The sequence below is a fragment of the Ectopseudomonas alcaliphila genome (assembly GCF_900101755.1).
Taxonomy (GTDB): Bacteria; Pseudomonadota; Gammaproteobacteria; order Pseudomonadales; family Pseudomonadaceae; genus Aquipseudomonas; species Aquipseudomonas alcaliphila.
The window spans coordinates 81,601-99,885 of record NZ_FNAE01000011.1; the positions used below are offsets into that span (position 1 = coordinate 81,601).

At 63.0% G+C, this 18,285-nt stretch carries 20 protein-coding genes and 1 rRNA gene; 7 read left to right on the forward strand and 14 right to left on the reverse strand.

What is annotated here, in order from left to right; genetic code table 11:
• Positions 1 to 56 precede the first annotated feature (56 nt).
• The 12 genes from phoB to BLR77_RS23095 form a co-directional block, all read right to left on the reverse strand.
• Positions 57 to 746, reverse strand: coding sequence for a phosphate regulon transcriptional regulator PhoB (gene phoB / locus BLR77_RS23040; RefSeq protein WP_072426159.1), 690 nt, complete (start codon positions 744 to 746; stop codon positions 57 to 59).
• A gap of 83 nt (positions 747 to 829) precedes the next feature.
• Positions 830 to 1,720 (reverse strand): 4-hydroxybenzoate octaprenyltransferase, encoded by an 891-nt coding sequence (gene ubiA, locus BLR77_RS23045; RefSeq protein ID WP_074682266.1) that lies wholly within the window; start codon positions 1,718 to 1,720, stop codon positions 830 to 832.
• Between the two features lie 176 nt (positions 1,721 to 1,896).
• A complete protein-coding gene (locus BLR77_RS23050) occupies positions 1,897 to 2,448 on the reverse strand; it encodes a chorismate--pyruvate lyase family protein (RefSeq protein WP_074682268.1) in 552 nt (183 codons plus the stop codon).
• Positions 2,449 to 2,695: 247 nt separating this feature from the next.
• Entirely contained in the window at positions 2,696 to 3,142 is a 447-nt protein-coding gene (gene flgN / locus BLR77_RS23055) for a flagellar export chaperone FlgN (RefSeq protein WP_074682270.1), read from the reverse strand.
• Complete coding sequence (flgM, locus tag BLR77_RS23060) at positions 3,139 to 3,417, reverse strand: flagellar biosynthesis anti-sigma factor FlgM (RefSeq protein WP_074682272.1); 279 nt, start codon at positions 3,415 to 3,417, stop codon at positions 3,139 to 3,141. Before flgM ends, flgN begins: the two co-directional genes overlap by 4 nt.
• A gap of 78 nt (positions 3,418 to 3,495) precedes the next feature.
• Positions 3,496 to 3,921: a flagellar FliJ family protein gene (locus BLR77_RS23065; RefSeq protein ID WP_074682274.1), complete on the reverse strand. Its 426-nt coding sequence runs from the start codon at positions 3,919 to 3,921 to the stop codon at positions 3,496 to 3,498.
• The gene (fliI, locus tag BLR77_RS23070; protein WP_017676087.1) at positions 3,918 to 5,234 is read right to left on the reverse strand and encodes a flagellar protein export ATPase FliI; all 1,317 of its coding nucleotides are present in this window, start codon (positions 5,232 to 5,234) and stop codon (positions 3,918 to 3,920) included. The genes BLR77_RS23065 and fliI overlap by 4 nt, the downstream gene beginning before the upstream one ends.
• Before the next feature lie 16 nt (positions 5,235 to 5,250).
• Positions 5,251 to 5,943, reverse strand: coding sequence for a flagellar assembly protein FliH (gene fliH, locus BLR77_RS23075; protein WP_074682276.1), 693 nt, complete (start codon positions 5,941 to 5,943; stop codon positions 5,251 to 5,253).
• Between the two features lies 1 nt (position 5,944).
• Entirely contained in the window at positions 5,945 to 7,009 is a 1,065-nt protein-coding gene (locus tag BLR77_RS23080; protein ID WP_021490730.1) for a FliG C-terminal domain-containing protein, read from the reverse strand.
• Positions 6,984 to 8,669 (reverse strand): flagellar basal-body MS-ring/collar protein FliF, encoded by a 1,686-nt coding sequence (gene fliF, locus BLR77_RS23085; RefSeq protein WP_074682278.1) that lies wholly within the window; start codon positions 8,667 to 8,669, stop codon positions 6,984 to 6,986. Before fliF ends, BLR77_RS23080 begins: the two co-directional genes overlap by 26 nt.
• A 19-nt stretch (positions 8,670 to 8,688) precedes the next feature.
• On the reverse strand, positions 8,689 to 9,024 hold the full coding sequence (locus tag BLR77_RS23090; RefSeq protein WP_074682280.1) for a flagellar hook-basal body complex protein FliE: 336 nt from the start codon (positions 9,022 to 9,024) through the stop codon (positions 8,689 to 8,691).
• A 12-nt stretch (positions 9,025 to 9,036) separates the two neighbouring features.
• Complete coding sequence (locus BLR77_RS23095) at positions 9,037 to 10,446, reverse strand: sigma-54 interaction domain-containing protein (RefSeq protein ID WP_074682282.1); 1,410 nt, start codon at positions 10,444 to 10,446, stop codon at positions 9,037 to 9,039.
• 479 nt (positions 10,447 to 10,925) lie between these two features.
• Here BLR77_RS23095 and BLR77_RS23100 point away from each other — a divergent pair, with 479 nt between their 5' ends.
• Genes BLR77_RS23100 through flhA form a run of 7 tightly spaced genes read left to right on the forward strand, consistent with a single transcriptional unit; the run spans position 10,926 to position 17,194 of the window.
• Positions 10,926 to 11,765, forward strand: coding sequence for a FliM/FliN family flagellar motor switch protein (locus BLR77_RS23100; RefSeq protein WP_074682284.1), 840 nt, complete (start codon positions 10,926 to 10,928; stop codon positions 11,763 to 11,765).
• On the forward strand, positions 11,762 to 12,133 hold the full coding sequence (fliN, locus tag BLR77_RS23105; RefSeq protein WP_021490734.1) for a flagellar motor switch protein FliN: 372 nt from the start codon (positions 11,762 to 11,764) through the stop codon (positions 12,131 to 12,133). The genes BLR77_RS23100 and fliN overlap by 4 nt, the downstream gene beginning before the upstream one ends.
• Complete coding sequence (gene fliP / locus BLR77_RS23110; RefSeq protein ID WP_074682286.1) at positions 12,133 to 12,885, forward strand: flagellar type III secretion system pore protein FliP; 753 nt, start codon at positions 12,133 to 12,135, stop codon at positions 12,883 to 12,885. The genes fliN and fliP overlap by 1 nt, the downstream gene beginning before the upstream one ends.
• Before the next feature lie 12 nt (positions 12,886 to 12,897).
• Positions 12,898 to 13,170, forward strand: a complete 273-nt coding sequence (locus tag BLR77_RS23115; RefSeq protein ID WP_017676096.1) for a flagellar biosynthetic protein FliQ — start codon at positions 12,898 to 12,900, stop codon at positions 13,168 to 13,170.
• A gap of 3 nt (positions 13,171 to 13,173) precedes the next feature.
• Positions 13,174 to 13,968, forward strand: coding sequence for a flagellar biosynthetic protein FliR (gene fliR / locus BLR77_RS23120; RefSeq protein ID WP_074682288.1), 795 nt, complete (start codon positions 13,174 to 13,176; stop codon positions 13,966 to 13,968).
• Positions 13,961 to 15,094, forward strand: a complete 1,134-nt coding sequence (flhB, locus tag BLR77_RS23125; protein WP_074682290.1) for a flagellar biosynthesis protein FlhB — start codon at positions 13,961 to 13,963, stop codon at positions 15,092 to 15,094. Before fliR ends, flhB begins: the two co-directional genes overlap by 8 nt.
• Positions 15,095 to 15,097: 3 nt before the next feature.
• Positions 15,098 to 17,194 (forward strand): flagellar biosynthesis protein FlhA, encoded by a 2,097-nt coding sequence (gene flhA / locus BLR77_RS23130; protein WP_074682292.1) that lies wholly within the window; start codon positions 15,098 to 15,100, stop codon positions 17,192 to 17,194.
• A 100-nt stretch (positions 17,195 to 17,294) separates the two neighbouring features.
• Here the strand turns inward: flhA and BLR77_RS23135 are convergent, their stop codons facing one another.
• Entirely contained in the window at positions 17,295 to 17,636 is a 342-nt protein-coding gene (locus BLR77_RS23135; RefSeq protein WP_074682294.1) for a PilZ domain-containing protein, read from the reverse strand.
• A 346-nt stretch (positions 17,637 to 17,982) separates the two neighbouring features.
• Positions 17,983 to 18,098: ribosomal RNA gene (gene rrf / locus BLR77_RS23140) — 5S ribosomal RNA — on the reverse strand.
• Positions 18,099 to 18,285 lie beyond the last annotated feature (187 nt).

The window sequence follows — 18,285 nt, forward strand, 5'->3', positions numbered from 1 at the left end:
TCCGAATCTGTTTTCAACGCAGCAGGGCCGACGCGCAGCAGATCGTAAACAGCTTCTCAACCCTTGGTGGAGAAACGATACCCAGTCCCGCGCACGGTTTGTACCAGGTTTTCGTAAACATCACCGAGCGCCTTGCGCAGACGGCGGATATGCACGTCGACGGTACGCTCCTCGACGTAGACGTTGCCGCCCCAGACCTGGTCGAGCAACTGGCCGCGAGTGTAGGCACGCTCCTGGTGGGTCATGAAGAACTGCAGCAGACGATATTCGGTCGGGCCCATCTCGGCCGGTTTGCCGTCGATGGTCACGCGGTGGCTGATGGGGTCGAGCAGCAGGCCACCGACCTCGATCGGCGCCTCGCTGTCGCTGGGCCCAGCACGGCGCAGCACGGCCTTGAGGCGGGCCACCAGCTCACGCGGAGAGAACGGCTTGGTGATGTAGTCGTCGGCGCCGACTTCCAGGCCCTGGATCTTGTTGTCCTCTTCACCCTTGGCGGTGAGCATGATGATCGGGATATCGCTGGTCAGCTCGTCGCGCTTGAGGCGCCGGGCCAGTTCGATGCCGCTGGTGCCGGGCAGCATCCAGTCGAGCAGGATCAGATCGGGTTTGCGGTCGACGATCACGGCGTGGGCCTGCTGGGTATTCTCCGCCTCCAGGCACTCGTAACCGGCCATCTCCAGGGCCACCGCAATCATCTCGCGGATCGGAGCTTCGTCATCGACGATCAGGATGTTCTTGCCAACCATGGTCCTGCCTCGGTTCGTTCAACTGTCTGCGCCGCATTAGATAACGGAATTATTGCAGCGATATGACAGGTGCGCGGCAGCGCTTAACGCAATGCGTAGTCCAGCACGATCCCGACGAAGATCGCCAGCCCCGCCCAGTGGTTGTGCAGGAAGGCGTTGAAGCAGGCCATCGGCTTGCGATTGCGGGTCTTGTGATATTCCCAGACGAAGCAGGCAGCGGCCACCAGCAGACCGGCGTGGAACCAGATCCCCAGCTCGAAGCGGGCACCGGCCAGCAGCAGGCAGAGCAGCGCCAGCCCCTGCAGGATGGCGATGATCAGCCGGTCGGCATCGCCGAACAGGATGGCGGTGGACCTGACCCCGATCTTCAGATCGTCTTCACGGTCGGCCATGGCGTAGTAGGTGTCGTAGGCCACCGTCCACAGCAGATTGGCGATGTACAGCAGCCAGGCTTCCGGCGGCAGGCTGCCGGTTTCGGCGGTGAAGGCCATCGGCATGCCCCAGGAGAATGCCGCGCCGAGCACCACCTGCGGGTAGAAGGTGTAGCGCTTCATGAAGGGGTAGCAGGCAGCCAGCGCCAGGCCGCCGAAAGACAGCCAGATGGTGGTGGCATTGGTGAACAGCACCAGCAGGAAGCTCAGCGCCACCAACACGGCGAACAGCACCAGCGCCTCGCGCGGCCTGATCTTGCCACTGGCCAGCGGGCGCGCCCTGGTGCGACTGACGTGACCGTCGAAGTCACGGTCGGCGTAGTCGTTGATCACGCAGCCGGCGGCACGCATCAGGATCACGCCGACGACGAAGATGAACAGGTTCTTCGCGCTCGGCACGCCTTCGGCCGCCACCCACAGCGCCCACAAGGTCGGCCACAACAGCAGATAGATGCCGATGGGCTTGTCCAGGCGCATCAGTTGAATGAAATCCCAGGCGCGCGGGTGCAGGCGGGTGGTCGATTGCAACAGGCGGGTGTACATCGAAGCGTCTCCGTGCAGGTTGCGCGGATTATACGAGGGTTGGTGGCGTAGGGTGGATCGGGGCGCGTAGTCGAGGCTTTTTTCATCCACCGTTACAGGCGCGAGATGCGGCGGCGCCTTCAGCCCGTGAAGCGTCGCACGGATGGCTGGTGGCAAACGCTTCGCAGTTTTCCACCCTACGCCTCGATACCCGCCGCCTGCCAAAATTGCGGCAGAAACACCTCGGCCACCAATACACCAAGCGCACCACGGCTGAAGCACGAGCGCCGCGCCCACAGACGCTCTTCACGCACCGCTTCCGGCAGCCAGGCCGCCGGATATCGGCAGGCCTGCAACTCACCGCGATCGAAGGCCCGGTCACTGAACAGCAGCTCACCCAGCGAGCGACTGCCCAGCTCGGCCAGATTCAGCCCCGAGCCCTCCAGCGCACTGCGCGCAGCAACGCTACGGGCGAATACCCAGGGTTGACCGTGCCCCCGTAGGTACACCTCACGCACCCAGCCCTGGCTGCCGTCGGCCACGCCAAGCAGCGCACACTCGTCAACGCGCAGGCGCTGCCAGCCTTCCTGCAGCGGCGTTACCGAGAAGCCGTCAGCGGACAGCGCGGTCAAGCGCCGGGTCAGCGAATCCTCGTTGAACAGCCAGTCGCGCACGCCGGCAGAAGGCTGTGGATGCAGCTGGGCATTGGTCAGCCAGCGCGGCGGATGAGCGAGAGCGGCGTGAGGCACGGCGAGAAATCACCACAGATCGGAAGCGCGCGAGTCTAGCACGGTGCGCCAGGCGCTTTGAGACCGGGACATAGCTGTAGAGTGGGTCGGGCGGCGGTCCGCTTCAACCCAACAACGATGATCCGCGTGGGCTAAAGCCCACCCTATAAGGCAGCCCGCGCTTGAGGCCGGTAGCGGTGGGCTTCAGCCCACCAACAACGTTCAGCTTGGACTAATGCGGATCGCCGCCCCTAAAAGGCCAACCCCCTCAATACGGCTGCGGCGCATACAGCTGCGCCGAGCCCGGCTCGCCGAGCAGCTGTTCGAGGATTTCGTGGTGCATGGCCAGCAGCTTGCCGTTGCGTTCGTTGAGCCGCTTGCACTGGCCGGCCAGTTGGCCGAGCTGCTCCCATGTGTGAACAAGGTGATTGCGCTGGGCCTGTGGATAACGCACCAGCAGCTTCTGCATGGCGCTATTGCCGCTGCCCAGCTGGAAGGCAGCCAGCACCTTGCTGCGGCGTTCCGCCCTGGCCTTGGCCTGGTCGACCAGCGGCAGGATCTGCTCGTTGAGCAGATCGATCTGCTGGCTGTCGCGCTTGAGCAACTGCTGATACAGCTCCTGCATCAGCCCGCGCAGCACCAGATAGTCGGCGCAGTCCTGCTCCAGGTCCTGCTCGACGACCAGCAGCAGCTGTTGCTCACGCGCGGTGGTCACGCATCGCTACCGCTGTGATAGGTCAGCATGCTGCCGGCCAACACGGCCGGATCGCTGTTCAGTTCGCCGCGGGCCAGCGCCGCCTTGAGCTGGGCAACCTTGTCCAGGTCGACTTCGGGCAGGCTGCGCAAGGCGTCTTGCAGCTGCTCCAGACGCGGCTCCCGGCTGACACTCGCACGGGCATTGCCGCTCGATTGCGCACGGGCGCTCTGTACCTGTGCCGGAGCGTCGCTGGGCGGGTTAAGGCCGGGCTTGAGATGCCTGCTGATTTCCATGATTCGAATCCAACTCGCGTGGTGTTATGGCCTAAGAGCGACCGGGCACGACAAGAACTTAAACGCGTCGGGTAAAAATTAACTGACCTGGGTTCGCCACCAGGCCTGCGCGGCCAGGCCATCCTGGATCTTCTGCTCCTGGCGGGCAAGCAGATCCTGCCACTCGCCCATCTTGCCCTCAAGGAACTGGGTGATGACCTTCTCGCTGCGCATCGCCGCCAGCAGCTCGCCCTGAATGCGCGCCAGGGTCTCCTCGGCCAGCGCCAGTTCGCGGCGCTGCAGTTCGACCATCTTGTACAGCGTCGCCTTGTAGCGCTGCTGGTTGTCGCGCTGCAGCGGCGTGGTCATCGGTACGCTGAAACCGCACAGGCGGCTGAGCCCGGTGATGTTGTTGCGGTAGCGCTGACACAGGTTCTGCTGATAGCTGACCCGCCCGAGCATCTGCTGCACACGGTTGCCACGCAGGCTGGCCAGGCGACCGAGCACTTCCAGCTGTTCTTTCATTTGATGATGCTCTGCAAGGTGGCGATGCTGGCGCCGAGCTCGGCGCCACTGCCGACCTCCTGACGCAGGAAGCGTTCGAGGCTGGGCGCCAGCTGCACGGCGCGGTCGGTCTTGGCGTCCATGCCCGGCGTGTAGCCGCCGAGCGGGATCAGCTCCTTGATCTTCTCGAAGGTGCTGTAGAACTCCTTGAACTGCCGCCCGGCGGCCAGATGTGCCGCTTCACCGACCTGACTCATGCAGCGGCTGACCGAGGCGGAGATGTCGATGGCCGGGTAGTGGCCGACGTCGGCCAGGCGTCGTGACAAGACGATATGGCCGTCGAGAATCGCCCGCGCGCAATCGACGATCGGGTCCTGATGATCGTCGCCTTCGGCCAGCACGGTGTAGATGGCACTCAGGCTGCCGCTGCCGCTCTCGCCGTTGCCGGCGCTTTCCACCAACTCTGGCAGCATGCCGAATACAGACGGCGGATAGCCTTTGGTCGCCGGCGGCTCACCGAGGGCCAGGGCGATCTCGCGCTGGGCCATGGCATAGCGGGTCAGCGAGTCGACCAGCAGCAGCACGTCCTGGCCCTGATCACGAAAATAGGCGGCGATGCTGTGGCACAGCTCGGTGGCCTTCAGGCGCATCAGCGGTGATTCATTGGCCGGTGCCACGACCACTACGGCCTTGCGCAGCCCTTCTTCGCCGAGGGAATGCAGGATGAATTCCTGCACCTCACGCCCGCGCTCACCGATCAGCCCGACCACCACCACATCGGCCTTGGTCTGCCGGGTGATCATCCCCAGCAGCACGCTCTTGCCCACCCCAGAGCCGGCGAACAGGCCGACGCGCTGGCCCTTGCCGAGGGTCAGCAGACCATTGATGGCGCGCACGCCGACGTCCAGCGCGGCCTCCACCGGACGACGGCGCAGCGGGTTGACCCTGGGCAGCTCGACCGGCAACGGGTCGCGCCCGCTGAGCTTGCCGCGCTCATCCAGCGGCTCGCCGAGGCCGTTGACCACGCGCCCTAACCAGGACTCGTCGATCTGCAGCAGCGCTTCGTCCTTGGCCGGGAACACCCGCGAGCCGGCGGCCAGGCCGACCGGCTTCTTGAACGGCATCAGGTAGGTGATATCGCGGTTGAAGCCGACCACCTGAGCATCCAGCAGGCTGCCGTCGGCCTGCTCGACGCGACAGCGCTGGCCGGTGCTGCGCTGGCAGCCGAGGCTCTCCAGCAGCATGCCGGAGACCCGAACCAGGCGCCCGGCCACCTTGGCCAGTTGCACACCATCGAGCGAGCGCAGCGCTTCGTCGAGTTTGTAGTCGAGCATCAGATTCTGCTCCCGCTCAGGCTTCGGTCAGGTGCAGATGTTCGGCCAGGGTGTCGATGCAGGCATCCAGACGCTGCTGGCAACCCACGTCGGCTTCGGCCTGCGGCGTGACCACGCGGCACTCGCCCAACGCCAGGCGCTCGTCGGCCACCAGCTTCCAGTTCGCCGCGCGCTCCGGCGCCAGCGCCTTGATCCGCGCGTATTCCTCGGGGCTGAGTAGCACCTGCACATCCTCGGGCTCGCCCGGCATGCTGGTCAGGGCTTCCTCGACCAGCGCCAGCAACTGAGTCGGATGCAGTGTCAGCTCACAGCGGATCACCTGCTGCGACACCTTCTTGACCAGCTCGAGCAGCTCCTGACGGCGCTTGTGCTCCAGCTCGCCAAGGTACTGTTCGACCTTCTCGCTGATCTGCTGCAGTGGCTGGGCGGCCAGTTCGAATTCGCGGCGGCCTTCACTGCGGCCCTCCTCGCGTCCGAGCTTGAGCCCCTCGTCGCGGCCCTGCTCGAAGCCGGCCTGACGCCCGGCTTCCTCGCCTTGCTGCAGGCCATCCTGGTAACCCTTCTCGATGCCCTGCTGAAAGCCATCGGCCATGGCCCGCTGCAGGCCGGCGGCATCGCCGCTCCAGTCCACTGCAGGCTGGCTGCTGCGCGGGGGGAAGCGATAGGCGCGCCACGGGCGGGCGTCGCCGCTGATCACCTTGACCGTCATCTCATTCCACCGTCTGTTCGCGGAACAGCTGCACCTGCAGCTCGCCGCTGGCCGACATTTCGCGGACCACGGCCATGATGTCCTTGCGCACCTGCTCGACGCGGCTCAACGGCACCGGGCCCTGGCGCCGGTTGATCGACTCCATCTGCTGCGCCTGGCGCTTGGGCATGGCGCCAGTGATGGCACGTACCAGTTCGGGCTCGGCGCCCTTGAGGGCGACCACCCACTCTTCCAGCGGCACGGCTTCGAGCAGCGCCTGCAGCACGTCCTGGTTCTGCCGCGAGAGGATGAAGAAGTCGTACATTTCATCCTCGATGCGCTCGACCAGCTGATCGTCATGGGCGCGCAGCAACTCGAACATCTGCCCGCGATCACCCTTGAAGCGGTTCATGATGTCCGCCGCCTGCTTGACCCCGCGCACCTGCGAACCCTGCGTGCTGAGCACCGCCAGGCTGCGTTCGATCAACTGCTCCAGCTCGGCGATGACGTCGCTGTTGACCTCGTTGAGGTTGGCGATGCGATACAGCAGCTCGTCCTGACGCTCCTTGGGCATGCATTCGAGCACTTCGCTGGCCATGCCCGGCGGCAGAAAGGCGAGGAACACCGCCTGCATCTGCGCGTGCTCCTTGGCGATCAGCGCGGCGAACTGCTTGGGGTCGAGCCACTCCATCTTGGCCATCTTGGCGCGGATTTCCTCGCCGTAGATGCTGTCGAGCAGCGAGCGGGTGATTTCGCTGCCCAGCGCCTTGCTGAGCATGCCGTCGAGGTAGCCGCGCGAGGCGCCCTTGATGCTGCTCTGCTCCTTGTAGTCCTCGAAGAAGCGGCCGATGACATCGGAAACCATCGGTTGCTTGACGTTGGACAGCCGCGCCATCGCCTGACTGATGCTGACGATTTCCTCGCGCGAGAAGTGCTTGAGCACCCCGGCAGAAATCTCGTCACCCATGCTCAGCATGAGAATGGCGGCCTGCTCGGACGTGCTCAGCGAACGCTTCTGCACGCGCAGGCGCATTTCCTTGGCGGTGGAGCCGCCGCGGCCGTCAGGCTGGGTTGAGGTCTCGTTCATTACGCCCTATCCACTGTTTGATGACTTCCGAGACACGCTCGGGATCGTTCTTGGCCAGCATCTGCAGGTGTTCGATCTGTAGCTCCAGGCCCGAGCCGGGCGCCGGCAGGCGAATCTCCGACAGGGGGCTGAGTTCGCCGAGCACGGTAGCGCCCGGCGCATCGTCGCCAACACGCGCCAGCAGGCGTTCGGCTGCGCGTTCGGCGTGCAGCGCCAGCTGGTCGTCGCCCTCGACCGCCACAGGCACACCCGGCTGGCTGCGCTGGCTCAGGCTGCGCACCGCAGGGCGCACCACCATCAGCAACAGCAGCAGGCTGATCAGGGCGAACACGCCGAGCTTGGCCAGGTCATGCACCTTGGCGTTTTCCCACCAGGGCAGCAGCTCGGATCCGGCACTGCCGATAGCGGCATCGGTGAAGGGGAAGACGCTCAGCGTCAGCAGATCACCGCGCGCCTGATTGAAGCCCACCGCGCTCTTGACCATCGCCGTAAGCTCCTCGCGCGCCTCGGGCGTCCAGCCACCCTCTGGCGCCACGGCGGCATTGAGCACCACGGCGATGCTCTGCTGACGCAGGCTGAAGGGCGCATGTTTGACGTGCGTGACGCTCTGGTCGTAATCCAGCTGGCGGTTGGACTCCTTGCGCAGCGAGGTCGCCGCCTGGTTGGCATTCTCCGCCTGAGCCCCCGCTTGCGCCTGATCGGCAGGCGGCTCCGGCGCGGGCTGCGGCGGACGGTTGGCCAGCGAGCCGGGGACGCCGAGGGCCAACTGGTCGAGCACGCTCTCGTCGCGCAGCACTTCGTTACGCAGACGCGGCGTCTCGCCGTAGGACTGGAAGGTCTCTTCCTTCTGACTGAAATCGATATCGGCAGACACGCTGATACGGTAGTTGCCGCCACCGAGCACAGGCGCCAGCACCGCCTCGGCGTTAGCTACCGCCTTGCTCTGGTAGTCGTCGACCACCTGCCAGTTCTGCACCGGGCCGCCCAGCGTGTCGATACCGCGCGACAGCAGTGCGCCGTACTGGTCGACGACCTGGACATTGCCGGCATCGAGCTGCGGCACGCTGCCCGCCACCAGATTGACGATGGCGCTGACCTGCTCCGGCGCCAACTTGTAGCCAGGCGCCAGCTGCAGCATCACCGAAGCCTTGCCCGGCTCGCGCTTGCCGACCACGAAGGAACTGCTCTCCTGCAGCGCCAGGTGCACGCGGGCGCCTTCCACCCCCTTGAGCGCCATCACCGTGCGCGCCAACTCGCCCTCAAGGCTGCGCTTGAGGCGCACATCCTGGACGAACTGGCTGGTGCCCAGCGGCTCGTCCTTGTCGAACAGCTCGTAGCCGGCCGGCACCTTGACCTGCACGCCCTTGGCCGCCAGCAACATCCGCGCGCGGCCAAGCTGATCCTCGCGCACCAACACCTGACCGCTCTGCGGATGCAGGCGGTAGCTGATCGCGTCGCCGTCGAGCACCTGCATCACCTCGGCGGCCGGATAGGCCTCGCCACTGCCATACAGTGGACGGAACGAGCCCTGGTCGCGCCAGAGGTAGAACACCACACCAACCGCCAGCAACGCGGCGATCAGCGCGAGGCCGATCAGGGTCATGCGTGGATCGAGTTTCAGCCCGTGTTCAGGCAGCTTGCTTCTTATGGTCTGCAGCACGCGTCAGTCCCCGATCCGCTTACAGCGGCAGCTTCATGATGTCGTCGAAAGCGCTGGATAGCTTGTTGCGCACCTGCATCAACGCGCTGAACGAAACGCTGGCTTTCTGGCTCTCGATCATCGCCCCCACCAGGTCATCGCTCTGCCCGCTGTCGACCGCAGCCATCAGCTCGCCGGAGCGATGCTGCTGCGCATCCACCGCGCGTACCGCATTGTCGAAAGCCGCGGCAAAACCCGGCTCACCGGGCTGCATGGCAAAGGCCTGCGCCGGCTTGATCGGCATCGCTTCGCTGAGGTTCTTCAGCTGCTCCATACGGCCCAGCAGGTCCTGCTGCACCTGGCTAATCGGATTCATCCTTTGCTTCTCCTAGACGGGAATCTGAACGCCCTGCTCGCGCATGGCGTTGAGGCGATAACGCAGTGCGCGCGGGGTCATGCCAAGGCTTTCGGCAGCCTTGGTCTTGTGTCCGCCGAAACGGCGGATGGTGTCGATCACGTGTTGGTACTCGGCCCACTTGCCGCTCGCGCGCAAGGCTGCCTTGCCGCCTTCGAGCGCCTGCGGCTGCAGGCGTGGCGCCTGTTCTGGCGCACTGCTCAGCGGTACGCTTAGGCCCAGGTCCTGAGCCTGGATGTACAGGCCATTGCGCAGAATCAGCGCGCGCTGCAGGCAGTTCTCCAGCTCGCGCACATTGCCCGGCCAGTCATGCGCCAGCAGCGCGCTGCAGGCATCTTCGGTGAGCAGTTCATGGCGTGCGTCCTGCGGGGCGTACTGACGGATGAAGCGGCGCGCCAGAGCCAGCACGTCCTCCTTGCGCTCACGCAGCGGGCTGATATGCAGCGGCAGTACATCGAGACGGAACATCAGGTCGGCGCGGAAACGGCCCTCTGCCACTTCCTGCTGCAGATCACGGTTGGTCGCGGCGATGATGCGCACGTCCAGAGCAATTTCCCGGCGCCCGCCAAGACGCTCGACGCGCTGCTCCTGCAGCACGCGCAACAGCTTGGCCTGCAGGCCAAGCGGCAGCTCACCGATCTCGTCGAGCAACAATGTGCCGCCATTGGCCAACTCGAACTTGCCGGGCTGAGCACTCACGGCACCGGTGAAGGCACCCTTTTCATGGCCGAAGAGAATGGATTCGAGCATCTGCTCGGGGATCGCCGCGCAGTTCACGGCGATGAAGGGCGCGTCATCCTGCGCGGAAAAGCGGTGGATGTAGCGGGCCATCAGCTCCTTGCCGGTGCCGGTTTCGCCGGTGATCAGAATGGGCGCACGGGTCATGGCCACGCGCTGGGCCATGGCCAGCAGACGGCGCCCGGCCTGCGAGCAGGAAACGAATCCCTCTTCGCCAGCGCTGGCCGATTCCTGACGGCGCAGCAACGCACTGAGCTGGGCTTCGCTGAAAGGTGCCAGGAGGTAGTCGACACAGCCCAGTTCGAGCAATGCCGCAGCTTTCTCCTGGTCGGCGTATTCCACGACCGGCACCACACCCACGCGACCAACCTGGCGCAGGATGGCACCTACCTGTGCATAAAGGGTGTTGCCCGCCAGGCTGCTGACGAACACCAGCACCAGGCTGGCACTTTCCAGTGCCCGCGGGTCCAGCTCCAGGCAGCTGGCGAAGCGGCGTACCTGAAAGCCCTGGCGTAGCAGACCACCGGTCAACAGGCGCTCGCTGGCCGCATCGGCCTGACCGATCACCACTATATGTTGCTGCCCCAGCTGTTCATTGAACAACTCGTCGCAGGCGTAACTTACCGTTTGAGTTGAATGCTTCAAGGTAAATCACCCGATGTCTTTCATGAGCCCGGCGGCGGCATTCGACCCTGTGTGCAAAACTGCCAAACAGATGACAGATTTTTTTCACGTGGCCCCTTAATCTTTCGAAACTTTCCGTCGCTTATATGAGTCAACTTCGGCAGCACTTGGCGGCGTGCCATATATACGCGCAACGGATCACGGCGCGAATGTTAACAAGCGCACAGAAAATCGCCGAATTACTTGTTGTTATTTCCTATCAATGCTGGCAAGCCGCTATCAAAAACAGCATTTGATATCTATTGATTTAATTTCTCGCCCTCCCTCAGCCTAGACTCCTCCTCGTCATCACGGGCCTGCGCGCTTTTCCCGGATGAATTCGACGCCATGGCCAAGGCATTGCTGCCACAGCCCGCCGGCATATCAAAACGTCCTCTGCACGCCCATCGAATGCACTCGATGGTGCACGCGCAGTTACAACCAGGAATACAGCCCACAACATGACCGGGATTAAAAAAGTCCTTCATGGCGTGCCCGCCGACAGTCTGACCCGGTTGAAACCGCAGAAACTTGGCCGGCATTACCACAAGATTCCCCACTATATTCGCGAGCTCTCCAGCAAGTATCCACGGATCATCAGTGACTACTTTCTGCGTAACTATCGGATCAATCTCGAACTGCTGCGAGTCGATGTTCACGAGCATGTGGATAAAGATGCCGAGTGCCTGTATCGCTCGACGCTGGGCAAGGTTGGTTTCGCCATGGACCGTGCGCTGCTGACCGAAGCGCTGGAGTGCTACTACGGCGGCACCTGCCTGCCCAACCATGAAGCGCCGCCAGTGAGTACCTCGGAGCAGCGCATGCGTACGCGCCTGGGTCTGGACGTGACCCAGTTGTTCGCCCGTTCGATTCTCGCCGGGCAGACCTTCGGCAAGCTCGAGCCTTACGACAGCACCTATGAAGAAGCGGCCTGGGAGTACGTGGCGGAGTTCCAGTTCACCAGCCATATCACCGGCAGCCAGGCCTCGATCTTCATTTATCTGGATACACAACTGGTCGATGAGCTGACCAGCCGCCTTACGACCCCGGCCCCGGTGCCCCAGGGCGGCAACTCGCTCAATCAGATTCGCCAGTTGCCGGTGCGCCTGGACTGCGTGGTGGCCAGCCTGCAGATGCCACTGTCGCAAGTGCTTGCCCTGCGCCCCGGCGACATCCTGCCGATGCGCCTGCTGGAGCGCTGCGATGTACAGATCAACCAGCAGAAGCTGTTTCGCGGCGCCATCTTCGAAGACGACGGCTCCTTGTTCCTGACTTCTCTTGAGAGCGTGAAGACCCCATGAGCAGCCCCATTTCCGATAACGATTTCGATAGCCTGATCAACGACGCCGGCCTCAACCTCGATGAGGCCGTCAGCGACTCCGTCCCGGAGCAAGCGCCTGCCAGCCTGCCGCAGCAGGACCTGAGCTTCTTCGGCAAGATCCCGGTCAACGTCACCCTGGAAGTCGCCTCCACCGAGATCACCCTCAAGGAGCTGATGGACGTCGACGCCGGCAGCGTGATCGCCCTCGACAAGCTGGCCGGCGAACCGCTGGACGTGAAGGTCAACGGCGCGCTGTTCGCCAAGGCCGAAGTGGTGGTGATGAACGGCAACTACGGCCTGCGCATCGTCGAGCTGTCCGGTAGCGGCCTCAGCGGGCTGGGCGTGTGATGCTGCGCCGTCTGCTGCAATCCGGCCTGCTGCTGGCGGCGCTGTGCTGCCCGTTGCTGGCCCAGGCGGCCGGCGGCGACATCACCCTGTTCAACTTCAACGACACCGAAGATGGCCAGACCCTGAGCGTCAAGCTGCAGATCCTGCTGATCATGACGCTGCTGGGCTTTCTCCCGGCCATGTTGATGATGATGACCTGCTTCACCCGCTTCATCATCGTCCTGGCCATCCTGCGCCAGGCCATCGGCTTGCAGCAGAGCCCGCCCAACCCGGTACTGATCGGCATCGCCCTGTGCCTCACGCTGCTGGTGATGCGCCCGGTATGGCAGGAGATGTACACCGAGGCCTACGTACCCTTCGAGGCGGACCAGATCAGCCTCGAGCAGGGTCTGGGCGAAGGCAAGCGCATCATCAGCCAGTTCATGCTGGCGCAGACCAGCAAGAACTCGCTGGAAACCCTGGTCGCCCTGGCCGGTGAGGAAATGCCCGAGGACCTGACCCAACTGGACTTCTCCCTGCTGCTGCCAGCCTTCGTGCTCAGCGAGCTGAAGACCGCCTTTCAGCTCGGCTTCATGATCTTCGTGCCCTTTCTGGTGATCGACCTGGTGGTGGCCAGCGTACTGATGGCGATGGGCATGATGATGCTATCGCCGATGATGATCTCGCTGCCGTTCAAGTTGATGATCTTCGTCCTGGTCGATGGCTGGACGCTGCTGGTCGGCACCCTCACCACCAGTATTCAGCCCTATTAGCGAGGCTTCGCGATGCTCACGCCCGAACACGCCGCCGAGCTGGTGGCTCATGCGGTCTATATCACCGGCATCATCGTCTGCGTGCTGGTGGTGCCGAGCCTGCTCGGCGGCCTGCTGGTGAGCATTTTCCAGGCGGCCACGCAGATCAACGAACAGATGCTCAGCTTCCTCCCGCGCCTGCTGATCACTTTGGCGATGCTGCTGTTCGCTGGCCACTGGATCCTGCGCACGCTGGGGGATCTGTTCATCGAAACCTTCAAGCAGGCCGGTCATCTGGTGGGCTGACGCATGTCCGAACCCGTGCTGCATGCCAGCCAGTATCTGACCAGCCTGCAGGCTTACTGGTGGCCGTTCTGCCGCATCGTTGCCCTGCTCAGCATGGCGCCGCTGTTCAACCACAAGGCGGTGTCGGTACGCGTGCGTATCCTCCTCGCCCTGGCCCTGACGGTCGCCCTGGGCGCGGCGCTGCCGGACATGCCGCAGATCGATCCGCTGTCACTGAAGGGCCTGATGACCGCACTGGAGCAGATTGCTTTCGGCGTGCTGTTGGGTCTGACCCTGCAACTGGTGTTCACCATCTTCATGCTGGTCGGTGAGGTGGTGTCGACGCAGATGGGCATGAGCATGGCGCGCTACAACGACCCGGTTAACGGCGTGTCGTCGTCTTCGATCATCTACCAGCTGTACTTCATTCTGCTGGTGCTGCTGTTCTTCGCCATCGACGGCCACCTGGTCACCATCAGTGTGCTGTACCAGAGCTTCCTGTTCTGGCCGGTCGGCAGCGGCCTGCATTACCTGGGCGCGCAGAGCTTCGTTCAGGCGTTCGCCTGGGTATTGGCCGCAGCCGTGCTGGTCACCTTGCCCGTGGTGTTCTGCCTGACCCTGGTGCAGTTCTGCTTCGGCTTGCTCAACCGCATTTCGCCGGCCATGAACCTGTTCTCCCTGGGCTTTCCCATCAGCATTCTGATGGGGCTGCTGTGCATCTATCTGACCCTGCCCAACCTGCCCGACAGCTACCTGCACCTGACCCGCGAGCTGCTCAACGGCATCGGCGTGATTCTGCGCGAGGGCGGCGATGTCTGAGCAGAACAGCGGCCAGGAGAAAACGGAAGAAGCCTCCGCGCACAAACTGAAAAAGAGCAAGGATGATGGCCAGGTCGCGCGCTCCAAGGATCTGTCGACCACCATCTCATTGATCGCCACCCTGTTCATTCTCAAGCTCAGCGCCGGACTTTTTATGGAGGGGCTCAGCGACAGCTTCCGCCTGTCGTACATCCAGTTCGGCCACAGCGAGATCGGCCTGGATGATCTCGACACCCTGCTTGGCTACAACATGCTGGTGTTCATCAAACTGCTATCACCGCTGCTGCTCACTTCCGTACTGGTGGTGGCGCTGTCGCTGGTGCCGGGCGGCTGGGTGTTTTCCGCGAAAAACTTTGCGCCGAAACTCAGCAAGCTCAATCCCATCACCGGCCTCGGCCGGATCTTCTCGGCGCAGAACTGGAGTGAACTGCTCAAATCGATACTCAAGGTGCTGGTGCTGCTCGGCGTCGGCTACGTTCTGGTGCGCGCGGCCCTACCGGACCTGGTCGCCCTGCAGCGCAGCAGCGTGCTCGAGGCGATCTCGGCAGCGCTGGACCTGACCTTCAATCTGACCCTGTGCCTGATGCTGATCTTCGTGGTGTTCTCCTTCATCGACATCCCGCTGCAGCGCTACTTCTTCCTCAAGAAGATGCGCATGACCAAGCAGGAGCGCAAGGAGGAGCACAAGAACCAGGAGGGCCGCCCGGAGGTCAAGGCGCGCATCAAGCAGCTGCAACGGCAGATGTTGCAAAGGCAGATCAGCAAGGTGATCAAGAACGCCGACGTGGTCATCGTCAACCCGACGCACTATGCCGTAGCGCTCAAGTACGACACCAAGAAGGCCGCCGCGCCCTTCGTGCTGGCCAAGGGCGTCGATGAAACCGCGCTGTACATGCGTCAGATGGCCGCCAAGCACGCACTCGAAGTAGTGGAGATTCCACCGCTGGCACGCGCCATCTACTTCACCACCCAGATCAACCAGCAGATCCCGGCGCCGCTGTATACCGCCGTGGCCCATGTGCTGACCTACATCCTGCAGCTCAAGGCCTGGCGCCAGGGCCGCAGAAGCAAGCCAGAACTGGCGAGCAACCTCCCGATTCCCGACAGCTTGGCCAACAGGGGCTGATTCATGAACCTACTGCAGCAACTCGCGCCCACCTTCCGCAGCGGCCGCATCGGTATTCCGGTGCTGATCCTGTCGATCCTGGCCATGGTCATCCTGCCGCTGCCACCGGTGCTGCTCGATGCCCTGTTCACCTTCAACATCGCCATGGCCATCCTGGTGCTGCTGGTCAGTGTGTCGTCGAAAAGTCCGCTGGATTTTTCCCTGTTTCCCACGGTGATCCTGATCACCACATTGCTGCGCCTGTGCCTGAACGTCGCCTCCACGCGCGTGGTGCTGCTCGAGGGCCACACCGGTACGGGGGCCGCGGGCAAGGTCATCGAATCGTTCGGTGAGGTGGTCATCGGCGGCAACTTCATTGTCGGCCTGGTGGTGTTCGTGATCCTGATGATCATCAACTTCATCGTCATCACCAAGGGCGGCGAGCGTATCTCCGAGGTCACCGCACGCTTCACCCTCGATGCATTGCCGGGCAAGCAGATGGCCATCGACGCCGACCTCAATGCCGGCCTGATCGAACAGCACGAAGCCAAGCGCCGCCGCGCGGAAGTGGCCAAGGAAGCCGACTTCTATGGGGCCATGGACGGCGCCTCGAAGTTCGTCCGTGGCGATGCCATCGCTGGCATCCTGATCCTCCTGATCAACCTGTTCGGCGGCTTCGCCATCGGCCTGTTCGTCTATGACCTGGGCGCAGGCCAGGCTTTCCAGCAGTACGCCCTGCTGACCATCGGTGATGGTCTGGTGGCGCAGATACCGGCACTGCTGCTGTCCACTGCGGCGGCGATCATCGTCACGCGGATCAACGAATCCTCGGACATCACCCAGCAGGTGAACCGCCAGTTGCTGGCCCAACCGGCACTGCTGTACACCGTGGCCGGTATTCTGTTCACCCTGGCGCTGGTGCCAGGCATGCCGCACCTGGCCTTCATCAGCTTCGCCGCACTGGTGGCGTTCATCGCCTGGATGGTGTCGCGCAATGGCCCGCCCACTGAAGCCGCCAGCCTCGAACAGGTCGAGGCATTGGGCAAGGCGATGGAACAGGAACGCGCGCAGAACATGGTGTGGGAGGACATCCCGCTGGTCGAGCGTCTGTCCGTGTCGCTGGGCTACAAATTGGTCGGCCTGGTCAACGAAGCCGCCGGCGCACCTCTGACCCAGCGCGTGCGCGGCGTACGTCAGACCCTGTCGGAAAGCCTGGGCTTCCTGCTGCCGGAAGTGCATATCCGCGACAGCCTGCGCCTGAAGGCGTCGCAGTACAGCATTCAGATCAATGGCGAGAAGATCGACAGCGCCGAGCTGCATGCAGATCGCATGATGGCCATCCCCTCCCCGGAGCTCTATGGCGAGATCGACGGCATTCTCGGCGTAGACCCGGCCTATCGCATGCAGGTGGTGTGGATCCAGCCAGAAGACAAGGCGCGTGCGCTGAATCTCGGCTACCAGGTGATCGACTGTGCCAGCGTCATCGCCACGCACCTGAACAAGGTCGTCCGTGAGCATCTGCCCGATGTGTTCAAGCACGACGATGTCGACCATCTGATGCAGCGTCTTCAGGTGCAGGCACCAAAACTGGCCGAGAGCCTGAAGAATCAGCTCAGCTACACCCAGCAGCACCGCGTCTACCGCCAGTTGCTGCAGGAGCAGGTGCCGCTCAAGGATATCGTCACCATCGCTACCACCCTGCTGGAGGCCAGCGAATCGACCAAGGACCCGGTATTGCTGGCCTCGGACGTGCGCTACGCGCTGCGCCGCAGTATCGTCGGCATGATCGCAGGCGAGCGTCAGGAGCTGTCGGTGTTCATTCTCGAGAATGCACTGGAGAACACCCTGCTCAATGCCCTGGCCATCGCCCAGCAGGCCGGCCCGGTGAGCCTGGACAACATCCCGGTGGAACCAAGTCTGCTCAACCAGTTGCAGAACACCATGCCGGTGGTGAAGGAGAAACTGCGCAAGGACGGACACCCGCCAATCCTTACCGTGATGCCGCAGCTACGCCCGCTACTGGCGCGTTACGCCCGGGTATTCAGCCCCGGCCTGCATGTACTGTCACAGAACGAGATCCCGGAAAGAGTCGGCGTCAATATCCTCGGCACACTGGGTTGATCAGCAAAGGTTTCAACACACTGGTGGATGCGTGCTGCGCATCCACCACGCCGACCTCGCAAGTAGATTGCCACGCCATCGCCCCGCCATCCGCTCCCGCCTAAGCCTTTTCCTTGCGCACTTTGCGCATGCCTTCGATCAGCCGGACGTACTCGGCCGTCTCATCCTGCAAGGCCAGCCCGGCTTCGAAGAAGCCCGTGCGGGTATTCTCCTGCGACCACTGACAGACCATGTTCACATCCACCTGGCGCATCTCTCCCTGACGATCGCGCATGCGCACGCGCAGCTTCAGTTCACTTCCGGGCTCCACCGGCGTATCGCTCAGCAGTTTCATCCCGCACTCGGAAACATCGCCTGCGTAGCCGATCAGCGTGTCGTTTTCTCGATCGCTGATCTTGATGCGGAAGGTAGAGCGGAAGGTGATACGACTCGATTGACGCATAGGAGAATGCCTTAGTGCTCGCCACGTCTGGTTGGATCGCAAGGATCAGGAGTTATCAATCGAGAACCTTCTGAAGGAAGTCGCGCATTGATGGCCTGTGACTCATCAGAACAAGACGACCATAGCGAGCAGATACTTAAGCTAGAGGCGAGTGCTGAGGCTGAGAATTTGTAGGAGCGAGCTCTGCTCGTGAAGGCGTCAGCGGATCAACCGTAGGGTGCGCCGCGCGCACCGGCATGTCGGCGCCTTGAGCGGTGCGCGCAGCGCACCCTACACAACGCGTTGTTTTCCGCGCCCCAAAGAAGAAACCCCAGACCGCGTTAGCGATCTGGGGTTTCGTATAGGAGCTTGACGATGACCTACTCTCACATGGTGAAGCACCACACTACCATCGGCGATGCGTCGTTTCACTACTGAGTTCGGGATGGGATCAGGTGGTTCCAACGCTCTATGGTCGTCAAGCAATTCGGTTGGGATGTCGTCGTGAGACGCTATCCCTTGGATACGTGATAGATGATTTGTAGTTCTTGCAAATTTTCGGCTTTCTGTCGACTTCACCATCGACACCCTCTGTCTCCGGCTGATGCCTTCGCAGATTGTTTGGGTGTTATATGGTCAAGCCTCACGGGCAATTAGTATTGGTTAGCTC